Source organism: Azospirillum sp. B21 (genome assembly GCF_008364825.1).
Classification (GTDB): domain Bacteria; phylum Pseudomonadota; class Alphaproteobacteria; order Azospirillales; family Azospirillaceae; genus Azospirillum.
Map to the genome: position 1 here is coordinate 412892 of NZ_VTTO01000006.1, position 21215 is coordinate 434106.

Genomic DNA, 21215 nt, shown 5'->3' on the forward strand with positions numbered 1-21215 from the left:
CTCAGGCTGCTCCGCTCAGCTGGAAATCGGGCTGCTCAAGCGTCGGCCGTGTCGGCATGGCGATGTGCTCGTCATAGATGGCGCGGTAGATGCGGTCGATGGCGACCTTGTCGTAGGACCGGGCGACGCGCCGGGCGATGGCCTGGGCGCAGCGCTCGCGCCAGGGGCGGTCGAGCAGAAGCGCGCGCAGCTCCCGCGCGGTGTCGAGCGGGCTTGCCAGCGGCGTCACCGCCCCGCCCGGCCCCAGCGGCGGAACCTCGTCCGGGCGGCCCAGCAGCAGCTCGGCGCAGGATCCCACGTCGGTCGCCACCGTCGGCACGCCGGACGCGCCGGCCTCCAGGATCACCAGCGGCTGCGCCTCGCTGACACTGGTCAGCGCGATGGCGTCGACCCGGCCCAGCCAGTCGGTCAGCTTGACCCGGCCGGCGAAGATCACCGTTTGCTCCAGCCCCAGATGCGTCACGATGGTACGGCATTCCTCGACATAGCCGGGATCCTCCTCCAGCGGCCCGAGGATCATCGCCTTCAGGTCGGGGATGTCCTCGCGCAGGATGGATGCGGCCCGGATGTAGGTCTTCACGTCCTTGATCGGCACGACGCGGCCGATCAGCGCGATGGTCGGCGGGCGCGGCTCCGGGTCGCGGCGGACCTGGGAATAGCCGGCATAGTCGATGCCGTTGGGCACGATCATCAGCTTGGCCGGATCGGCACCCTGGCGGCGCTGGAACTCCTGGTTTCCGCCGTACAAGGTGATGATGCGGTCGCAGGCGTCGTAACAGGCCTTGGAGTAGCTGGCGAAGGTGTCCAACCACAGATCCCGCAAATCGCGCTTCTTCCGGTCGAGCACCAGGGAGGTGTCGCCCCCCTCGAACAGCCATTCGGCCATCAGGATCTCGATGCGCCGCTCGTTGGTGTAGATGCCGTGTTCGGTCAGCAGCGCTGGCCGCCCGGTCTCCAGCCTCGCCCGTGCGGCGAACAGCCCGGCATAGCCGGTGGAGACGGCATGGTAGACGGAGGCCCGCGGCATCGGCACCAGCAGCGTGGCGAACAGCCCGCTCATCAGCGCGCGGCTGCCCCAGAAATATTCGAGGAAGGAGGCGTCCGGCAGGGCGGCCCGGCACATGCGCACCACCATCTGGAAGGCGTCCTCGGAATTCAGCAGGGCCCGCTTGCCGACCCGGCCGCGCCGTGGCGCCAGCAGCCGCAGCACCTCGGCCACCTCCGCCAGCCCGCCGCCCTGCTGCAGCCGGCCCAACGGCTGCTCCAGCGCCGCCACCAGCCGCGCCGTCCCGGGTTGCCAGCGCCAGCCGGCGGGCGGGTCCTGGAGATAGACATGGGTCAGGCCGGTGACGTTGGGCGGCAGCTCGTAGGCCAGCCGGCGCGCGCTGCGGTCGGCGACCAGCGCCACGACATGGAAGGTCAGGTCGGCGTGGGAACGGATCAGGTCGTGGGTCCAGGTCGACACGCCGCCTGCGACATAGGGATAGGATCCCTCCATCAGCAGGCAGACGTCGGCCTTGGGGGCATAAGGCGCCTCGGGCAGGGAGCGGCTGGTCATGCGGCCAACTCCTTCGCGGCGGTCGCCGGAGGGACGGATGGCGGATCGTCGCGCCAGAGGGCGAATACGTCGCGCAGGGTGTGGGGCAGGTCCGCCTCGTCGCCCAGCAGGTCGGGCCGGCGGCCGGGAAGCGCGCGCAGCTCGGCGAAGCGACCCAGCCGGAACAGGCTTTCGGCATACCAGTACAGAATGCGACGGTCGGGCGTGCGGTCGACCAGCGGTTCCAGCCGCGCCGCCGCCTCCGCCGCCAATCCGCAGCGCAGCAGCAGCCGGCCGAGGTCGAGGCGGATGGTGTCGTCGTCCGGGGCCAGATCCAGGCTGCGGCGATAGCCCTCCAGCGCCTTTTCCCGGATCTCCGCCTCGCGGTTGGCGTCCAGCAGGCCGCAGAAGGCGTAATCGTCGAGATGGCGGGCGAGTGTGGCCAGCGCGTTCGGGTCCTCCGCCCGGTCGCGTGCCGCATGGTCCAGCGTAAGCCAGCGCTCGTTGAACTCATGCTCCACCCGCGCGGTGGCGGTGGCGGCCTGGACGCGGACGGACGGGTCGGCATCGGCAAGCCCCGCCTTCAGCGCAGGGGTGAAGGCGGGACGGAAATGGCGGGCGACCAGCGCGATCACCGCCTGCTTCTGCTGCGGCGAGCCGATCCACATCACGTCGGTGAAGGACTCGCCGGCGGCGAGGTGCGCGTTCTCCCGCCCCGTGACGATCAGCTCGTACAGCTCGCGCGCGGGTCCGGTCTCGCTCTCTGGGAAGAGGGAAAGATACCAGTCCTGGAAGCCGGTCGCATAGCGGCTGAACAGCGCCAGCAGCGCCGCGGTCACCACGGTGCAGGCGGCGCCGACCGGCCCCAGCGGCACCATGGTGACCAGCAGAAGCCCGGCCAGCCGCAGGTCGCGCCCGCGCCGCGCCAGCCCGCGCACCCACAGCCCGACAAAAGCGCAGAGCGCCAGATGCAGCGCCGCGCCGACCGGCAGAGCGAAGGGAAGACCCGAGAGGGCAAATGCCGCCACCGCGGCGTCGAGCAGACCGGCGGCCGGCGCCACCAGCAGCAACTCGCCCACGCCGGCGGACGGCCGGTCGCCGGGAAGACCATCGAAAGCGGCCGGGATCGGGGCGCTCATTGCACATCCTGCCCGTCCAGCCGGCTCTCCACTCGCTTCTCCACCCGGCCATCCGCGGGTGCTTCGATCCGCCGGGTGGTGAAGCCGATGGTGATGCCTGCCAGTGCAGCGGGAAGCGCCTGCCGGACGGCCCGTTCAAGCTTCGCCTCCACCAGTCGGGCGCCGTCCAGCGGTGTACCGGCCAGCACGACGCCGAAGGACGTTCCCTGATGGCCGAAATCGCAGGCGAGGTCGGTATCGCGCAGGCTGCCGCGCACCGCCTCGCCGATGGCGGCGGCAAGCTCCGCCCGCTGGCCGATCGACAGGCGGGCGATGCCGGTCGGGCGGATGGTGATGGCGGTGGTCTCGAACCCCATGCGGCGGCCGAGCAGGGCCAGGAACTCCGCCTGACGGCCGATGTAGGTGGAAGAATAGAGCGCGTCGTCGGTGAACACCCGCTGTTCGTTGGCGGCGCGGTACTGGCGCGCCTTGGCCAGCGCGGTGCCGATCCATTCGCACAGGATGCGGAAATTCTCGACCGTGTTGACGCTGAGGTCGGTGAAGCCCAGGCTTTCGATCTTCACCATCCCGATAACCTCGCCGGTGTCGCTGCTGACCAGCGGTCCGGCCAGAACGCCTTCGCCGGCCAGGATGCGTTCGTCCTCGGCCCGGCTGACGCAGACCTGGCGCTGGCGTGCGATCACCTGCTGGAACAGGGTGGTGCCGCTGTCGAACCAGCGCGCATAGGTGTCGTTGTCGTCGTCCCAGCCCTCGTTCGTCACCGATTCCAGCACGTCGTTGTTCAGCAGGAACAGCGAGAACTTCTCCGGCTTCATGACGGTGCGGACGAGGTCGGCGACGCCCAGCATCACCTCCCCCTCGTCCAGCCGGTCGATGGACTTGGCGGCCTGATAGAGGGTGAAGACGGTGCGCAACTGGCCGGCGACGCGGGTTTCCAGGCTCTCCTTCACCGATTTCAAGGCGCGATAGGACCGGGCGATGGCCTCCGCCTCCTGCCGGGCGGTGGCAAGGCCGGCACGAAGCTCCTCCCGCTCGCGCAGTTGGCGCATGCGCAGCTCGCCGAACAGCACGGCGGCGACCAGCCACAGGATCGGTTCGCGCGTCAGGGTGAAGAGATGGTCGTACAGGTCCTGGCTGATGCCGGCGTCCGGCACGTTGCCCAGCCGCAGCGCCACCGACGCCGCCAGTGCCGCCAGCACGCCCTCGTTGGTGCCGTACTGGATCGCCAGCAGCAGGACCGGGATCCAGAAGGGATGCGGCTGCACCCCCTCGAACCGCAGCCCGGAGCCGAGCCAGACATCCACCCCCAGCGCCACGCCGAAAAACAGCGCAAGCTCCAGCAGTGCCACCGGACGCAGGCCGAACCAGCGGCGGCGGGGCGCACCGTCGGCGGGGATCGTGGCTGCCGGGACGGAGGGGGGCGGGCTGTTCATCGTCGGACCGAATCTCAGGGCGTGGCGGCGACCACCGGCCGCAGGCTGTCGATCATGCGCGCCACCACGCGCTGGGCGACGTTGTTGACGCTGTCGCGGCTGAAATAGCCGCGTCCGGCCTCCGACTGGCTGGAGGTCCAGAGAACGGCACCGTCGGATACCCGCACCAGCCGGGCGTTCAGCCCGACCACCGGTTCCTCCCGCAGGCCATGCTGATAACCGTATTCCGATACGCTACCGGCCAGCACCGCATCCACCTCCAGCACCCGGCCGGCGGCCTGCACGTCGAGCGGGGCATCGGCGGAAGTTTCGGTTGCCGTTGCCGCACCCGCGTCGGTGGACTTCTGGGCCGCAAGGCGGCTGCGGACGCGGCCGGCCTCCACCGTGCGGACGTTGCCGACGCCGTACAGCTCGGTGGAGACGAGATCGGCGGCGATCTGGCCGGCGTTGGGGTGGTTGGTCAGGTTCTCGAACGGCAGAACGGCGACGGTGGCGCCGGCCAGCAGCGCGGCACCGGGCTGGGCGAAGTCGCGGCTGTTGATCCGCCCGACGCTGCACCCCGCCAGCAGCAGCCCGGCCAGCAGCAGCGCGCCGCAAGCCTGTATTCCCTTGATTTTCATCCCCATGCCCGTCGGCCCCATCGCGTCACGCATCCCCATTCCCGCGTTTCCCTTCCTTTAACCATGAAGACGTTGACACACCGTCAATAACGCCAGACCAGAGTGACGCCTGCGCTGTTCACCGCGCTGGCCGTGCCGCGGGCGGTGGAGCGGGCATGGGCGGCGCGAATCCCCAGTTCCAGCCCGTCCGCCGGCTCCCAACCCAGGGAAACCGCGCCTTGCGGGCCGCTGCGCCCCCGTCGGTCGTAGGCATAGCCGAGCTGCGCGGCGTAGCGGACATAATCGGTGACATGGTCCTCGACGTTGATCTGGAGCGCGTGGACCTCGCGCGTCGCGGCCGGCAGCGGGACATAGGTCTGTCCGTCCGCGTTCTGCCGTTCCTCGCGCTGGCCGACATATTCGGCATCCAGCACATAGGCGACGCTGGCCAGCGGCCCGGCGGCGTTGAGGGTATAACGCAAGGAGCCCTCCACCGTGGCGCTGCGCGCCAGATCGGCGGCCCCGGCCAGCCCATAGCGGTTGTATCCGGCGCCGACCGACAGCGACCAGCGCTCCGACAGCCGTTCCTCATGCTGCAGGAACAGGCGGTCGCGCCGTCCGCCGCCGACGATGCCCTCCAGGAAGGCGAAGTTCGGCTCGCTCCAGGCGAAGCCGGCGCGGGTTTCCGACTCCTCGTCGCGCCAGCCATGGGTGTAGCCGGCGCCCAGCGTCCGCGGGGCGGCGTAGATGGACAGGGTGGAGCGCTGCAGCTCCGGCCAGTCATGGACCAGCGCCGCCTCCAGACGGGTGCGCGCGCCATGAAAGGGTTCCAGCCGGCCGTCGGCGCGCTGGGCGGCGTCGACATCCACCTCGCGCCGTTCCAGCCCCCAGGTCAGGCTGGTCGAGCGGCCAAGCTCCTGCACTCCGGCGAGCCGCGCGATGCGCTGCATGTCGGCGTTGCGCACCTGCTGCCAATCGACGTCGAGGCGGACGCGGTCGGCATTCGCGTGCAGAAGCAGCGCCTTGGCCTGGACCAACGACGGTTCATCGGGCGTCAGTTCCAGTGCGCCGTCATAGGCCATGACCGCCTCGCGCCAGCGGCCGAGCCGTTCCTCCGCTTGGCCCAGCAGGGCGGTGGACTGGGCATCCCGCGGGTCCTGGGCCAGCAGGTCGCGCAGCAGCACCCGCGCCGGCCTGACCTCTCCGCCTTCCATCAGGGCCAGGGCACGGAAATAGTCGATGCGGCGCCCGGCCGCCCGGTCGGCCGCCTCGGCCTGCGGCGTCGGGCCCACGGCGGGGGCGCGGGCCAGCGCGACGGTGACGCCCTTCGGGTCCGCCGCGATGTCGGCTGTGACGTCGGTGGCGAGGACCAGCACGACGCTGTCGTAGCCGTAGAGGATGTTGTCGATCCAGGACTCCAGCCGCTCCGGCACGCGGTCGAGCTCGACCTCACCGAGCGGTCGGCTGAAACGCAGGACGATCTCGCGTCCCTGGCGCTCCACCTCGGTCGCGACCGGAGCGGTCCAGCCCAGGGTGAGCCGGGCGGCGCGGTCCTCCCGCACCGTTTCCAAGCGTGCGGCGGATGGCGCCGGCTGGGCATGGATGGGGGTGGCGGCAAGGAGGAGGGTTAGGAAGACAAGTATGAGTGCCTTTGATCCCCTCTCCCCCCCGGGGAGAGGGTTAGGGTGAGGGGGATGCGTGAGGAGGATTCTCGGGAAGTCACGCCACGCATCCCCCTCACCCTCCCCGCGCCGATGGCGCGGGGCCCCTCCCTCTCCCCACTTTCGGCGGACCGGAGGTCCGCCTGTCGCGTCAGGGCAAACTTCGTTTGCGCGGGAGCGGGGGGGAGAGGGGGTGGATTGCGGGGATTGATTACGGAAGAGCCAGGACACGGCGGGCCTCCGGCAGTCGTCCGTTTTCGATCAGCATCGATGCATAATCCGCCTTCAGCTGCCGGTCGCCGGGGCGGCGCTTGCGCAGGGAGTCGAACAGGACGACGGCGTCATCGACCTTGCCCAGCCGGTTCAGCAGGTTCGCCTCCGTCTGGACCGCCGCGTCACCCCGGCCACTACGGGCACGGAGCTGGGTCAGCGCGGTGCGGTAGAAGGGTGCGGCGGCGGCCGGGCGCTTCAGGGCGGTCAGCGCCTCGCCCAGGAAGTAATGCGCCTCGTAATCGTCAGGGCCACGCGCGGTGTAGCGGCGCAACAGGCGCTCGGCGTCGGCGAGGCGGTTCTCGTCATAGGCCAGCATGCCAAGCTGGCGCAGCGCGTCGGCATCCTCCGGCATCCGCGCCAGCAGAGCCGTCCAGGCTTCCCCGGCGGCAGTGCGCTGGCCGGCCTGTTCGGCAAGGCGGGCATAGCGGCGCAGGCGGTCGGGCGCGGTTTCCTCACGCAGGGCGGCGCGCACGGCGACGGCCAGTTCCTTGCCCTTGCCGGCCGACGCCAGCGCCTCGATGTAGGGCGCCTTCAGCGCCGGCTGAACCGGTGGGCCGGCTTGCGTTGCGAGACCGGCGGTGACGCGGGCTCCGCCACCGAGTTCGGCCAGACGGTCATACCAAGCCGCCTGCGCTGCCGGGCCGGCCGCCGCCTTGGCCCGCGCCTCCAGCCAGTCCAGCGCCGCGGCTGGCGGGCGCGGACCCCAGAGATAGGCGAGCTGCTTGAAATCGTCGCTCTGCGGCCCCTCATCGGCCGCCAGCCGCTGCAAGGCCTGCGTCGCGCCTGCCTTGTCGCCGAGCGCCAGCAGGGCGGAGGCCGGTTCGCGTCGCCGCTCCACCGGCAGGCGGTCGTCGCCGGCGCGGGCCAGCAGGTAGCGGCGCAGGTCGGCCTTGCGGCCCAGCTTGTCCAGCGTGCCGCGATAGAGCGAATCCTCCGCCTCGGCCAGCGGGGCGACGGCGGCCTGCCGTTGCAGCAGCGCGGCAAGCTCGGGCAGCGCGTTCGCCTTGGCAGCGGCATCGGCATAGGCCGCCATCCAATCGCCGCCCAGCCGTTCCGCCCGCACACGCAGCAGCGGCAGCGCGGCGCGGTAGGCCTTGTGGTCGAGCAGCAGGTAGACGATGCCCTGCTCCTCCGCGTCGGTCAGGCCGCCCCTCGCCAGCTTGGCGGTCAGGTGGCGGGCCAACTCCTCCGACCGGCCGGCGCCGTCGAGCGCCGCGATGTAGGCGGCCTCCACCTCCGCACCGCCCTGGTCGAGCAGGGGGGCCAGCAGCGGCAGCGCCTCGGCCGGCTTTCCCGTCGCGGTCAAGGCTGCGGCGACGGCCAGACGGCTGCGCGGCGAGGGGTCGAGCGCGAAGGCGCGCTGCGCGGCGGCCAGGGCCAGCGGAGCGGCACGCCGGTCGGTGACGGCCCGCTCGGCGGCGCTGCCGGCGATGTCCTGCAACAGGGCAACGGGCAGCACCGGCCGGGCGGCCAGCCAGTCGGCGACGGCATCCGGATCGCCGGCCTTGGCCGCCAGCCTCGCCCACCCCTGCCCGACCGCCGGAGAGGGCTTGCCCTGCCGGCGCGCGACGAACCAGTCCAGGCCGGCCGGCGCGCGGTCGAGGTCGATGAACAGGGCGGCCAACTCCTCCAGCTGGTCGTCGGGCAACTGGCCGTCCGACAACTGATCGTCGGGGAGAGGGGCGGACAGCGCCAGACGGTCGAAGGCCGCGGACGCGGCGGCGCGGCGGCCGGCGCGGTCGAGAATGCGGACGGCGGCCAGCCGGTCACCGAGAGTCAGCACGCTCCCGGCCAGACCACGCTCCGCCCAGCGCGCGGCGGCATCGGCATCGCCGCGGCCGAGCGCGATGTTCGCCGCCAGCACCGGGTAATCGGCGAGGAACCCCTCGCCCAACTCGCGGTGCAGGCGGTCGAGAAAGGGGCGGTCGCCGTCGCGCAGAGCCGTCTCGGCCAGCCCGGCCAGCACCCAATCCGGCGCCAGACGCAGATCACGGCCCTTGGCAGCCCGCAACGCCTCCTGCGCCTGCCCGGCACTCATCTCCAGCGCCAGCAGCCGGCCGAAATGGGAGTCCTCCACCGGGCCGGACAAGGCCGACAGACGGGTCCGCGCCTCCTCCCGGCGGTCGGCGGCGATCAGCAGGTCGATGTACGCCAACTCCAGCGCCAGCGCGGGCTTTCGACCGGTCCCTTCCAGCCCGATCACCTGCGGCCCGATCACCTGCGGTTCAAGCAGCCGCAGGCCCAGGTCCGGCCGGGAGGCCGCCGCCAGCTGGCTCGCCAGACCGATCATGGCGGCGACGGTCGGCCGCTCGCCGAGCCAGCGCCGGGCGCGGCCGAAGGCATCCTCCGCCCGGCCGAGGTCGATCAGCAGGCTCATCAGCAATTCGCGGCTGTCGGCGCCGATGTTGCCTCGGGCGCGGTCGTCGGCGCGCAGAAGCCGGTCCACCGCGCCGGCATGGTCGCCACGCGCCGCCAGCAGGGCGGCCAACTCCTGCTGGGCATCGACATCCTCGGGCGCCAGCGCGCAGTAGCGGGCCAGCGCATCGGCCTTCAGCGCCATCCGGTTGCGGAACCCGGCGGCATAGGCCAGTTCGCGGTAAAGGTCGGCGCTGTGCCGCAGCTCCGCCAGGACCGTCAGGTTTTCCAGGTAATCGCCCGGCCGCTGGGCATCCTGGTAGAGGCGGCTCAGCAGCTCGCGCGCCTCGATGGAGGACGGTTCGGCGACGATGAACTCCTCGGTCAGCGCGATGGCGCGCTCCACGTCGCCCTGGACCAGCGACAGGCGGGTCAGCGGCATCACCGTGGCGCCGCCGCGGTCGCCGGCGGCATAGCGCTCCTCGTAGACGGCGCGGGCGCTGTCGTAATCGCGGTCGCGGAATTTCTGCAGGGCAAGCTCGCCGCCGCGTGGAATCAGCAGCAGGCTGGCGCCGATGCCCACGAGCAGCACCAGCAGGACGACCAGGATGTTCGCACGCATCGCCGCCCTACCCCGCCACACCAACGGTGGGACGAAGCCGCAGCAGCAGCGGGGCGATGCCGGAAACCGGAACGGTCAGCGCCAGCCGGCCATCCTCATCCGCAGTCGCGCTGCCGGTCCACAGAACGGTGCCGTCGCGTTCCGCCGTCACCGTCCAGGGACCGGAACGGGGAACCCGCCAGACCATGGAGCCCTCGCCATAGCCGGTGGCGGCGACGCGGAAGCCTGCGCCCTCCCCCGCCCCCTCCCTCGCCAGCGCCGAGAAGGCCCAGCGCCCTTCGACCAGAAAAGGCACGGACGCGGGCGGATCGCGGTCGGCGCGGTCGACCTCGGCGAGCGCCACCACCGGCTCCGCCACCGCGGGGTCGAGCGCGACATAGAGGCTGCCCTGGCTGTGGCGCTGGCCCAGAACCCCGGTGGAACGGGAGAAATCGACCGCGGTGGCGCTGGCCCGGTCGAAACGCAGCGTGTTCAACGCCCCACGGTCGCGCACGCGCCAGCGCCGCCCATCCTCCAGCGGCTCGAACCGCGCGGTGTAGAAGCCTTCGGCGATGCGGGCATAGGTGGTGGCGGCGACCGGCGCCAGTTCCTGCCCACGGGCGGCGGTCAGCACGCTGACCAGCGCGTTCAGGCTGGCCGCCTTCTGGCCGCTGTACATGTGGTAGTAGACGTTGAAGGGCTTCAGCCGGATCGGAGCGCCGGCGTGCCGCATGGTGTTGACCAGATTGCGGTAGCCGTAGAAGCGGTTGGTCCACAAGTCGGTATAGGTGTTCTCGTTGCTGCCGGCGGCGTAGATCTGGCGCTCCGCCCCCACCGGCAGGCCGACGGGCGGCAGACCGGTGATGGACGGGAAATCGGCGTCGAACCGGGCGTCGCCGCCGTTCATGTTGACGCCGCCCGCCTTGCGGACCGCCGCCAGCGCCGCCTCGTATGGGGACGTATCGCCCGACCATTGCACCAGCACCGCCCGCTTGCCGGTGGGGGCCAACCGGGTGAAATAGTCCAGTGCGCCGCCGATCTCCTGGTCGAGGTCGAAGGGCTGCTGCAGATAGGCGCGCGGGACGGCATAGCGGCCGATGTCCGACACCTCGCCCGCCGTCTCCGCCGCATGCTCGTCGCCCTTGCCGGGGCGGTAGGTGCCGTCGCGGTCGAGGAATGGGGCTTCCTTCTGCCGGCTGTAATCCTTGAAGAAGGCCCATTGAAAGGGATGGGTCCAGGTGTGGCTGGCCGGTTCGACCTGCGGCAGGGAGAACAGCCGCTTCGCCGCTTCAACGGATTGCGGCGTGCCGCTCCAGGTCGGGTCGAGGTCGCCGACGATGGGGGCGACGGTCACCGGCAGATCGGGAAAGGGCTCGATGGCGGCGATGCGCACCATGTCGGAGGACAGGACGCGCTTGGCGGCATGGGGCGCCACCTCCGTCACGTTGCGCCAGCCGTCGCCGTCGATGTGGCTGAAATAGATCCGCCGGCCCGACAGTGTGGTGACGTCGGGCTTCGGCAGGTCGTCGGTGGCGAAGGCGTCGCCGAAAAAGGCGAAGGGATCGACAATCCATTGGCGCCGGTTGTACTCGGCGTCGAAATGGCGGCTGTAGCCTTCGGCCGCCAGCCCGCCGGCCGGACCGGTCACCACCAGATGGCTGTCGCTGGCCGGATCGTCCGCCCGCCGCATCACCAGATGGGAGACAACGCGCGTATCGGTCTTGCGGAACAGCGGGTAACCGGGCAGCACGCCCGACAGCGGCCGTTCGAAACCGATCATCCCGTCGGCCAGCGCCGGCTTGGATTTATAGGTCAGGTCGGAAAAGCCGTCGTCGTCGCGCAGCCCGAACCTGGCGAAGAAGCGGTTGGCGAGCGCCAGCGGCACCTGCCTGCCGCCGCTTTCCAGCCGCACCCCCGGCTGGCCCAGCACGGCGAAGCGGACGCCGCGGTCCATCGCCCGCGCCACCCAGTCGATGTAGGCGCCGACATCGGCGAAGGGATCCCCCGCAAACCAGGTGACGACGCCGCGAAGGCCCGGATAGCGCGACAGGTCGGGAAGGCCGTCGGCGACGTTCCAATAGACGACGGACAGGCCCAGATGGTTCAGCGGAAGCTCCGCCATCGTGTGGATGCGGCCGAGGCGGATCGTTTCCTCCTCGCGCAAGTCCACCAGTGCCAGGATGGTTCGCGGCACCTCCTGCAAGGCGGTTGCGGCCGCAGGCGGCGCGCCGGCCGCCATGGCGGGAGCGGCCCACGGCAGCAGCAGGCCGAGCGCCAATGCCGCCGTCACTCTGGTGATGCGCATCACCGGGGCGGCTCCGGGATCAGGCGGTCGAGTTCGACCGTCGAGACATAGGGGGAAAAGCCGTTGGCCCGCTGCAGAGCATAGATGGCCCGGACGCCCGCCGTATCGGCCGGATCCCAGTAATCGAGCGTGAGCAGGCCGAGCCGCGGGTTCAACGCGCCGGCGGCCTTCAGCGCATCCACCTGGAACCGGTAATCCTCGGCGTTCTGGCGGTGCGGGCGCTTGGCGGCGAAATCCCAGCCGGCATAGACGCTCTCCCCCAGCACATGGCTCAGCAGCGGCGCCGTCTGCGGCAGGATCTCGTAGGCGCGGTTCTGCATCAGGCCGATGTCCGGCCAGTTGCGGCGGATGGCCCGCACCAGGGCCGCCGCCGCATCGGTCATGCCACGCCAGCGCTTAGGCTCGGTACGCTCCAAATGCGGCGGATTGTCGAGCGTGTCGAGGAAGACGCCGTGAAAGCCTTCGCGCAGGATCGCCGGCACCAGTTCCTCCACCACCAGCTTGACCCAGCGGCGGTCGCGGACATCGACATAGAAGCTGCCGGGCCAGTTGGGGTTCTCCTGGTCCAGGATGCCCCATCCCTTCACCCGGCCGAACCAGGGGCGGTGCGTCTCCACCTCCCCCACGCTGAGATAGCCGAACAGGGTCTTGCCGCGGTCGGCCAGCGGCTGGAGCGGCGGATGGGTGCGGCTGTCCAGAACCAGCAGCCGATAGGGTTGGAAGGCCGACAGCGGGGCGGCATCGGCGTAATAGACCGCCCAAGGAGAGTTTGAGGATTGAGCGGCGGAGGATAGAGAGCCGGAAGCTTGGCCGGTTTCGGCGGCCCGCAGGGGGCGGTTGGGCAACGCCAGCGACGCCGCACCCGACACGAGCCCCACGGCGACAGCGCGCCGCCCGATCAGACCACCGATCACGCCAGCCGAACCCTTCCCGACGCTTACCCGACCTGAACGGTCAGCCCAGCCACGCCAGCGTCTCGCGCAGCCCGTCCTCCAACGGCGTGTCGCAGCTCATGCCGAAGGCGGCGACGAGGCGCGACGGATCGCCGATGGACACCCGGATGTCGCCCGGCCGCGCCGCACCGTATCGGCGGTCGAGCGGCCGGCCCGACAGCTCCGCCAGCACCTCCGCCAGCCGATTGACCGAAGTCGGACGGCCGGTGCAGACGTTGAAGACCGGTGCGCCGGACCTTGGGTTGTCCATCGCCGCGGTCAGGTATCGCACCAAGTCCTTTACAAAGATGAAATCGCGGACCTGTTCGCCGTCGCCGTTGATGGTGATCGGCTCCCCCCTCACGATCCGGCCGGCGAAGATGGAAATGACGCCGGAATAGGGTGATTTCGGGTCCTGGCGCGGCCCATAGACGTTAAAGAAACGGAAGCCGGTGGTCGGCACGCCGTGCACGATGTCGGCCACCCGCGCATGCAGTTCGCAGCCCAGCTTATCGGCGCCATAGGCGGAAAGCGGGCGGGTCGCCGCGTCCTCGGTCAGCGGCATGGCGGGATTGTCGCCATAGACGGCGGCGGACGAGGCGTAGACCACCGGCACCGGCCCCTTGGGATTGGCGCGGCGGGCGGCATCGAGCACGGCGACGGTGCCGGACAGGTTGGCATGGTGGGTTTCCAGCCACGCCTCGCGCGAGCGGTCGACAGAGGCGACGGCGGCCAGATGGAAACAGCCGTCCACGCCCTCACCGCCGGTTCCGGCCATCGCCGCCTCGACCGCCGCGGCGTCGGCGACGTCGCCGACCGTCACCGGCACGTCCCCAGGCAGGTTTTCGCGCTTGCCAGTGGACAGGTCGTCCAGAACCAAGACCTCGTGCCCGGCGGCCAGCAGCCGCTCGATCAGGTGCGAGCCGATGAAGCCGCAGCCGCCGGTAACAAGATAACGCGCCATCGCTGCTGCTCTCTCCGCTTTTGCGTGTGTGGTGGTTCTTACGCGAGCACCGGCATGGCGGATCTCACGCCACGGCGGAAATCACGGAAGGGGGGTGTTCCCCGGCTGAACAGCGGTCAGGCGGCAGTCAGGAAACCGGCGACGGTGGCCTGGAATTCCTTGGGCTTGATCGGCTTGGAGACATGACCGTCGAAACCCGCATCCGCCAGCCGGCGCTTGTCGGCGGGGGTGGCGAGGTTGGTCACGGCCAGCACCGGCGTTGCGGTGAGTTCGCCATCGGCGCGGATCTGCTTGATCAACTCCAGCCCCGACAGGCCGGGCATGACGATGTCCATCACCACCAGATCCGGAGCCATCTCGCGCATCAGCGACAGAACCGAAGTGGCGTCGGACGCCTCGACCACGGCAAAACCGCCTTCCTCCAGGCAACGGACGAAGAGCTTGCGCATCAGCACATTGTCTTCGACCACAAGGATCGTCCGCGTCTTTTCGACCGTGTCCACCATCTTGCCATCCGGACCTTGGTTCCGCGCCCCGTGCCGCCTGCCATGCGGCGCCGACCGGCGCACAGGACCACACACGGCATATCCACGCGGTATTTCACATACAACTCAGTGTCTACGGCTTTTGGTTTCGCCGGTCAAGCAGCCCACAGCTTTGGAGAAGGGCACTTTCACCGATGTTGTGTGAAACTTGTTGCAGGAGTGCCATGAATAGTGGGGCTGCGCTTTCCACTGGCGCGCCCGGTCCGGTTGAGGCCATCCTCCCGGCAAAGTCGGAGATCGATTTTCCGCAAGATCATCCGGCGGGACCATGCGGGTCCGCAAACCAGGGAGACAGAGCATCGTGACAGCGCCCTTCATCCTCTACGGCAACGTGAATTCCCAGCCGGCGACCCGCGTGGCGCTGTTTTTCCGGCTGGCCGGCATCCCGTTCCAGTACCGGCATGTCGATCTGCACAATGGGCAACAGAAGTCGCCGGAATACCAGGCGATCAACCGCTTCGGCCGGGTGCCGACGCTGGTGCATGGCGACCATTCGATTTCCGAATCCAGCGTGATCCTGACCTATCTGGCCGAACAGACCGGGCAGTTCGGTGGTCGCGACGACGCCGAGAAGCTGCGCATCGCCGAATGGCTGAGCTGGCTGGCCGACGTGCTTCTGCCGGTCCAGCGCGCCCGGGCCGTGCGCAAGTTCAACGGCGACGCCAACGCCCTGCCCTGGCTCGACGCTTCCGCCGCCAGCGGCATGAAGCTGTTCGACGAGCATCTGTCCGGCCACAGCTTCATCCAGAGCGAACGGCTGACCATCGCCGACATCTTCGCCTTCCCCTGGATCGACCTGCTGAACGAATCGGCCATCGAGGCGAAGGACTACCCCAACGTCCAGGCCTGGGCCGAACGCATCCGCGCTCAGCCGGGCTACAAGCCGCAGTACGAGCTGATGCCGTCGGCGGATGCGGAGTGCTGAGGGTCGTTTGACGAGGTTCTGGCGGCAGGTGCCCCCTCCCTAGCCCTCCCCCGCTAACGCGGGAGAGGGAACTCCGCCGCTCAAGCGCTGACTCCCTCTCCCGCGGAGCGGGGGAGGGCTGGGGAGGGGGCAGAGCTGCGACACTCACCCCCGCGTGTCGTCGATCACCTTGCCGTCATTCGGCAAACTCCCCGGCGGCACGAACTCCACCGCCCCTTTGAGCTTGGTCACCGACGACAGCGTCTCGCGGATGGCGGCGGCGAGAGCGTCTCCGGTCTCCTCCGCCTCGCAGCGCAGGGTCATGGTGTCGCTGGCGTCCCGGCGCCCGACGACGAGGCGGCCGCGGGAGAGCTGGGGATGGCGGCGCAGCACCTCGGCGACCTGCCCCGGATGGACGAACATGCCCTTGACCTTGGTGGTCTGGTCGGCACGGCCCATCCAGCCCTTCAGCCGCATGTTGGTCCGGCCACAGGGGCTGGTGCCCGGCAGCACCGCCGACAGGTCGCCGGTGGCGAAGCGGATCAGCGGATAGGCCGGGTTGAAGATGGTCACCACCACTTCGCCCACTTCGCCGTCGGGAACCGGGTCGCCGGTGCCGGGGCGGACGATCTCGACGATGCAGCCCTCGTTCACCACCAAGCCCGAGCGGGCGGCGGTCTCGTAGGCGACGATGCCGAGGTCGGCGGTGCCGTAGCTCTGGTAGACCTCCAACCCGCGCGCCTCGTAGAAGGCGCGGGCGTCGGGCAGATAGGGGCCACCCGACACGGCGGCGATGCGGATGGACGAGACGTCCAGCCCCAGCGCGTCGCCCTTCTCCAGGATGATCTTCAGGAAGTCGGGCGTGCCGATATAGCCGCGCGGCTTGAGGCTGGCGACGACCTGCGCCTGCATCTCGGTGTTGCCGGTGCCGGCGGGGATGACGGCGCAGCCGACGGCGTGCGCGCCCGTCTCGAACATCGAGCCGGCGGGAGTCAGATGATAGGCGAAGCAGTTGTGGGCGAGGTCGCCGGGGCGGAAGCCGGCGGCGAACAGCGCGCGGGCGCTGCGCCAGGGATCGGTGCCATGCGGCTCCGGATCGTGGATCGGGCCGGGCGAGGCGAAGACGCGGGCCAGACGCCCGATCTCCACCGCCGCCAGACCGCCGAAGGGCGGGTTTTCCTGCTGCAGCGCGATCAGGTCGGCCTTGCGCGTCACCGGCAGGGTGGCGAGCGACGCGCGGTCGTGGATCGCCGCCGGATCGATCTCCGCCAGCAGCCGGCGGAAATAGGGGGCCGCATCCCTGGCATGGTGCAGGTGGGCGGGCAGCGCCGCGAACTGCTCGGCCTCGCGCCGGTCGGAGGAACGGGTTTCGAGGTCGTCGTAGAAATCGGTCATGGTCGTTCGTCCGTTCAGGGGTCGGCCGAGGTGACGCGGGGGATTGCCCCCTCCCCATCCCTCCCCCGCTCCGCGGGAGAGGGGGCAGGAGCTTTGCGGGAGTTTTGCAAAGGAGTGGCGGCAGTCCCCTCTCCCGCGATCGGACCGGCCTTCGGCCGGCCGAGAGCGGGGGAGGGTTAGGGAGGGGGCATCAAAGCCGACGCCTCCCCCCTCAAATCCAGCGCTTGCGCCGCTTGAAGCTCTTGAGGTTCTTGAAGCTCTTGCGCTCTTCGTTGCCGCCGCCGAGGTAGAATTCCTTCACGTCCTCGTTGTTGCGCAGCTCTTCGGCGGTGCCGTCCAGCACGACCTTGCCGTTCTCCATGATGTAGCCGCGGGATGCCGCCTGCAGCGCCATGCGGGCGTTCTGCTCCACCAGCAGGATGGTGACGCCAAGGTCCTTGTTGATCTGCTGGACGATGCTGAACACCTCCTTCACCATCAGGGGCGACAGGCCCATGCTGGGCTCGTCCATCAGGATCAGCTTCGGTCGGGCCATCATCGCGCGGCCGATGGCCAGCATCTGCTGCTCGCCGCCGGAGAGATAGCCGGCAAGGCCGGTGCGCTCCTTCAGGCGGGGGAAATAGCTGAAGACCATGTCCAGGTCGTCCTTCACCCCGTTGTCGCGGCGGGTGTAGGCGCCCAGGCGCAGGTTCTCCAGACAGGTCATGTCGGCGATGATGCGGCGGCCCTCCATCACCTGGAAGATGCCCTTGCGGACGATCTGGTCGGGGTCGATGCCGTTGATGCGCTCGCCATTGAAGGTGATGTCGCCACGGGTGACCTCGCCGTCCTCGGTCTTCAGCAGGCCGGAGATCGCCTTCAGCGTCGTCGACTTGCCGGCGCCGTTGGCGCCCAGCAATGCCACGATCTCGCCCTCCGGCACCTCCAGGCTGAGGCCGCGGAGCACGAGGATCACGTCGTTGTAGACGACCTCGATGTTGTTGACGGACAGCATCATCCGCTTCGCCGCCGTGACGGGCGGCACAACTGGAGCGTTGGTCGAAGCGGCCGTGGCGGTGTTCAGCATGCGGCACCTGGACTGTTCGGAAGAAGGGGGGCGCCCCCGCCGGAAACGAGCGGAGGCGCCGGGCACTCAAGGACTTACCAGCCCAGCCATTCCGGCTTGCGCGGGACGTCGACGGTGGTCAGCTTGTCCAGCTTGATCGTGCCGGCCTTGACCAGTTCGTCCACGCCGGCGCCGGTATCGCCGCCGACCTTGGCGCGGTAGATGTTGACCGCCGTCATGCCGCGGTGGTCGTTCTCGGTCCAGGTCGAGGGAACGCAGACGCCCTCGAGCCCGGCCGGGACCCAGTCCTTCTTCTGGTACATCGCCTTGCGGATGTTCGGACCGGTGACGCCGCCATTCTTCGACGCCCAGTCCATCGCCTCCTTCATGTAGAAGGCGGTGCAGACGCCGGCCATGTAGTGCACCGGACGGTAGGCGGTGCCGGCCGCGTCGGAAATCTTGGAAATGTCCTTCAGCGTCTTCATGCCCGGCACCTCGGCGTTCCAGGTCACCGCGGTGCGCATCGGGAACACCACGCCGTCGGCGGCCGCACCGGCGGCCTTGGCGGCGTTCTCGTCCATGCCCCAGACATTGCCCATGAACTGCACCTTGGCGCCGACCGTCTGGCAGGCCTTCAGCACCGAGATGTTGGAGCCGGCGGTGTTGCCGAGATAGGCGTAGTTGACGCCGGACTGCTTCAGCGTCAGGCACTGGGCGGTGTAGTCGCCGGGGGTCAGCGCGAACTGCACGGCCGGCAGGACGTCGAAGCCCAGCTCCTTGGCCAGCTGCTCGCCGGCATCCTTCGGGGCATTGGGATAGGGGTGGTTGGCGCCCATGTGGACGTATTTCGGCTTGCCCTGGCCGCCCTGCTTCTTCCAGTCCTCGGCCGCCCACATCAGCATGCCGCGCAGGGCGTCGGAGTAGGACGGACCGTAGAAGAAGTTGTAGGGCGCCGGCTTGGAGCCGTGCGGGCCCTTGCCGGTCGGGTCGGTCAGGTGGCCGGAGTAGGAGCCGGAATAGGCCGGGATCTCGTCCTTGCCGACGAAGCCGGTCAGCGCCTCGGTATCGGCGGTGCCCCAGCCCTGCAGGGCCGCAATCTTGTCGCTGCCGGACGACCACTTCTTGTACTGGCTGATGGCGCGCGGCGCCTGATAGCCGTAGTCGACGGTGTCGACCGCCAGCTTGGTGCCGTTGACGCCGCCCTTGGCGTTGATGTAGGCGAGCGCGTCCGCCACGCCCTGGGCATAGGGCACGCCGACGTCGGAGGTGGCGCCGGACTGGTCCGCCAGATGGCCGACCGGAATGTCGGCGTAAGCGGTGGCGGTGGTCGCCAGCAGGAGCGCGGAGGTGGCGAAAAGCGCGGTCTTGATCGACATGGTGCGTTGACTCCCCATTCTGTTCTGTTTGTTGACCGGCAAAGCGTCGGGTCTTAGTGCGAGAAAGGATAGAGCTTCCAATAGGCCTTGATCTGCTTCCAGCGGTGGGCCAGCCCGTCGGGCTCGAACACCAGGAACAGGATGATGACGAGGCCGATCGACATTTCGCGCAGGAAGGCGATGTTGTCCTTCAGGTTCAGCGCGGTATCGATGGCGGTGCCGCTGACCAGCTTGGTGAGCGCCTGCATCGCCTCCGGCAGGAAGACCATGAAGGCGGTGCCCATCAGCGTGCCCATGATCGACCCCAGCCCGCCGATGATGATCATGCCCAGGAACTGGATCGAGAAGAGGATGGTGAAGCCCTCCACCGACACGAACTGCAGGTAATGGGCGTACAGCGCGCCGCCGATGCCGGCGTAGAAGGCGGAGATGCCGAAGGACATCGTCCGGTACTTCGTCAGGTTGATGCCCATGATCTCGGCGGACAGGTAATGGTCGCGCACCGCCACCAGGGCGCGGCCGTCGCGGGTCCGCATCAGGTTGGTGGCGAGGATGTACATCACGACCATCGCCACCAGCGCGACGTAGAAGTAGCGCTCGTCGGTGTCGAAGGCGAAGCCGAAGATGGTCAGCGGCTCGGCGATGGTGCCGGCGGTGCCGCCGGTGAACCAGTCGGCGCGGGCGAAGAAGTCCTGCAGGATGTACTGCGCCGCCAGCGTGGCGATGGCGAGGTACAGGCCCTTCAGCCGCGCCGCCGGCATGCCGAACAGCAGCCCGACCAACGTGGTGACCACGCCCGCCAGCGGAATGGCGAGCGCCACCGGAACGCCCAGGCTGTTGTTCAGCCAGGCGGACGCGAAGGCGCCGAAGCCGAAGAAGGCGGAATGGCCGATGGAGATCTGGCCGGTGAAGCCGACCAGGATGTTCAGGCCAAGCGCGGCGATGCCGAGATAGCTGATCTGGATCAGCAGGCTGAGCCAGTAGCGGTCCATGAAGGCCGGGCAGGCCAGGAGCAGAACCACGCCCAGGATCGCGAAGTTGCGGCTGGTCTTCGTCGGGAAGATGGTGGTGTCGGTCCCGTAGGACGTCTTGAAATCGCCGCTCGGGATGATGCTGATGTTCGCCATGGGGGCCTCACACGCGCTCGATGTCTTTGGTGCCGAACAGGCCGTAAGGCTTGATCATCAGGATGGCGATCAGGACGTAGAAGGGCGCGATCTCGTACATGTTGCCCCAGTTCAGCCACTGGCTGTCCAGGTAGTGCGCCATGTTCTCCAGCACGCCGACGATCAGGCCGCCGACCACCGCGCCGATGACGCTGTCGAGACCGCCCAGGATCACCGCCGGGAACACCTTGATGCCGAAGAAGGACAGGGCCGACGACACGCCGTTGACCACGCCCACCGTGACGCCGGCCACCGCCGACACCATGGCGGAGATCGCCCAGCTCATCGCGAACATGTGGCGGACCGAGATGCCGAGCGACTGCGCCACCTGCTGGTCGAAGGCGGTGGCCCGCATGGCGAGACCGGTCCGCGAGTATTTGAAGAACCAGCCGAAGCCCGCCATGATCAGGATCGAGATCAGCAGCGACATAACGTAGACGGTCTGCACCTCCAGCCCGAACAGGTTCATGGTGGGGCTGGCGAAGATCGGCGGGAAGGGCTTGGCGAAGACGCCGAACATCCACTTCATCGCCGCCTGGAAGACGATGGACAGGCCGATCGTCACCATGATGACGGAGATGATCGGCTCACCGATCATCGGCCTCAAGACGACGATCTGCAGGATGACGCCGAAGGCCAGCATGAAGACCAGCGTGATCGGGAAGCCGATCCAGAAGGGCAGCTGCCAACTGGTGAGGAGCCACCAGCAGGTCCAGGCGCCAATCAGCAGGAATTCGCCCTGGGCGAAGTTGACGATGCGGCTGGCCTTGTAGATCAGCACGAAGGACATGGCGACCACGCCATACAGCGCGCCGACGATCAGGCCGTTGACGAGAAGCTGAAACAGAAGGGTCATGGCGTGGCCTCGCCGAGATGGGATCCAAATCCCCCTCTCCCCCCCGGGGAGAGGGTCGGGGTGAGGGGGACGCGCGGCGAGGAGCGTCCGGCAGGCGGAACCCCCTCACCCATCCTCTCCCCGGGAGGG

General features: G+C 69.2%; 16 protein-coding genes. 1 reads left to right on the top strand and 15 read right to left on the bottom strand.

The window, feature by feature from the left end; translation table 11 throughout:
• Nucleotide 1 precedes the first annotated feature (1 nt).
• The 10 genes from pelF to FZ983_RS17590 all read right to left on the bottom strand — a co-directional run bounded on the left by pelF (nucleotide 2) and on the right by FZ983_RS17590 (nucleotide 14305).
• Nucleotides 2–1558, bottom strand: coding sequence for a GT4 family glycosyltransferase PelF (gene pelF, locus FZ983_RS17545; RefSeq protein ID WP_149224788.1), 1557 nt, complete (start codon nucleotides 1556–1558; stop codon nucleotides 2–4).
• Nucleotides 1555–2676, bottom strand: a complete 1122-nt coding sequence (locus FZ983_RS17550; protein WP_149224789.1) for a tetratricopeptide repeat protein — start codon at nucleotides 2674–2676, stop codon at nucleotides 1555–1557. Before FZ983_RS17550 ends, pelF begins: the two co-directional genes overlap by 4 nt.
• Nucleotides 2673–4109 (bottom strand): GAF domain-containing protein, encoded by a 1437-nt coding sequence (locus FZ983_RS17555; protein WP_149224790.1) that lies wholly within the window; start codon nucleotides 4107–4109, stop codon nucleotides 2673–2675. Before FZ983_RS17555 ends, FZ983_RS17550 begins: the two co-directional genes overlap by 4 nt.
• A 14-nt stretch (nucleotides 4110–4123) precedes the next feature.
• Entirely contained in the window at nucleotides 4124–4768 is a 645-nt protein-coding gene (locus FZ983_RS17560; RefSeq protein ID WP_149224791.1) for a hypothetical protein, read from the bottom strand.
• Nucleotides 4769–4812: 44 nt separating this feature from the next.
• Entirely contained in the window at nucleotides 4813–6270 is a 1458-nt protein-coding gene (locus tag FZ983_RS17565; protein WP_247883804.1) for a hypothetical protein, read from the bottom strand.
• A gap of 310 nt (nucleotides 6271–6580) precedes the next feature.
• Nucleotides 6581–9619: a tetratricopeptide repeat protein gene (locus FZ983_RS17570; protein ID WP_149224792.1), complete on the bottom strand. Its 3039-nt coding sequence runs from the start codon at nucleotides 9617–9619 to the stop codon at nucleotides 6581–6583.
• A gap of 7 nt (nucleotides 9620–9626) precedes the next feature.
• On the bottom strand, nucleotides 9627–11903 hold the full coding sequence (locus FZ983_RS17575; protein ID WP_247883805.1) for a hypothetical protein: 2277 nt from the start codon (nucleotides 11901–11903) through the stop codon (nucleotides 9627–9629).
• Nucleotides 11903–12817: an endo alpha-1,4 polygalactosaminidase gene (locus FZ983_RS17580; protein WP_149224794.1), complete on the bottom strand. Its 915-nt coding sequence runs from the start codon at nucleotides 12815–12817 to the stop codon at nucleotides 11903–11905. Before FZ983_RS17580 ends, FZ983_RS17575 begins: the two co-directional genes overlap by 1 nt.
• A gap of 40 nt (nucleotides 12818–12857) precedes the next feature.
• Complete coding sequence (locus tag FZ983_RS17585) at nucleotides 12858–13799, bottom strand: SDR family oxidoreductase (RefSeq protein WP_149224795.1); 942 nt, start codon at nucleotides 13797–13799, stop codon at nucleotides 12858–12860.
• 116 nt (nucleotides 13800–13915) lie between these two features.
• Entirely contained in the window at nucleotides 13916–14305 is a 390-nt protein-coding gene (locus FZ983_RS17590) for a response regulator (protein ID WP_149224796.1), read from the bottom strand.
• A gap of 340 nt (nucleotides 14306–14645) precedes the next feature.
• Here FZ983_RS17590 and FZ983_RS17595 point away from each other — a divergent pair, with 340 nt between their 5' ends.
• Nucleotides 14646–15269 (top strand): glutathione S-transferase family protein, encoded by a 624-nt coding sequence (locus FZ983_RS17595; RefSeq protein WP_149224797.1) that lies wholly within the window; start codon nucleotides 14646–14648, stop codon nucleotides 15267–15269.
• Between the two features lie 144 nt (nucleotides 15270–15413).
• Here FZ983_RS17595 and FZ983_RS17600 read toward each other — a convergent pair whose 3' ends face one another.
• From FZ983_RS17600 to FZ983_RS17620, 5 genes are all read right to left on the bottom strand, one after another.
• Nucleotides 15414–16643 carry an AMP-binding protein gene (locus FZ983_RS17600; RefSeq protein WP_149224798.1) on the bottom strand — a complete coding sequence of 410 codons (1230 nt, stop codon included), beginning with the start codon at nucleotides 16641–16643 and terminating at the stop codon, nucleotides 15414–15416.
• A 211-nt stretch (nucleotides 16644–16854) separates the two neighbouring features.
• Nucleotides 16855–17637: an ABC transporter ATP-binding protein gene (locus FZ983_RS17605; protein ID WP_042696924.1), complete on the bottom strand. Its 783-nt coding sequence runs from the start codon at nucleotides 17635–17637 to the stop codon at nucleotides 16855–16857.
• Between the two features lie 146 nt (nucleotides 17638–17783).
• On the bottom strand, nucleotides 17784–19064 hold the full coding sequence (locus tag FZ983_RS17610; RefSeq protein WP_149224799.1) for an ABC transporter substrate-binding protein: 1281 nt from the start codon (nucleotides 19062–19064) through the stop codon (nucleotides 17784–17786).
• Nucleotides 19065–19117: 53 nt separating this feature from the next.
• Nucleotides 19118–20191 carry a branched-chain amino acid ABC transporter permease gene (locus tag FZ983_RS17615; RefSeq protein ID WP_149224800.1) on the bottom strand — a complete coding sequence of 358 codons (1074 nt, stop codon included), beginning with the start codon at nucleotides 20189–20191 and terminating at the stop codon, nucleotides 19118–19120.
• A 7-nt stretch (nucleotides 20192–20198) separates the two neighbouring features.
• On the bottom strand, nucleotides 20199–21086 hold the full coding sequence (locus FZ983_RS17620) for a branched-chain amino acid ABC transporter permease (RefSeq protein WP_014187949.1): 888 nt from the start codon (nucleotides 21084–21086) through the stop codon (nucleotides 20199–20201).
• Nucleotides 21087–21215 lie beyond the last annotated feature (129 nt).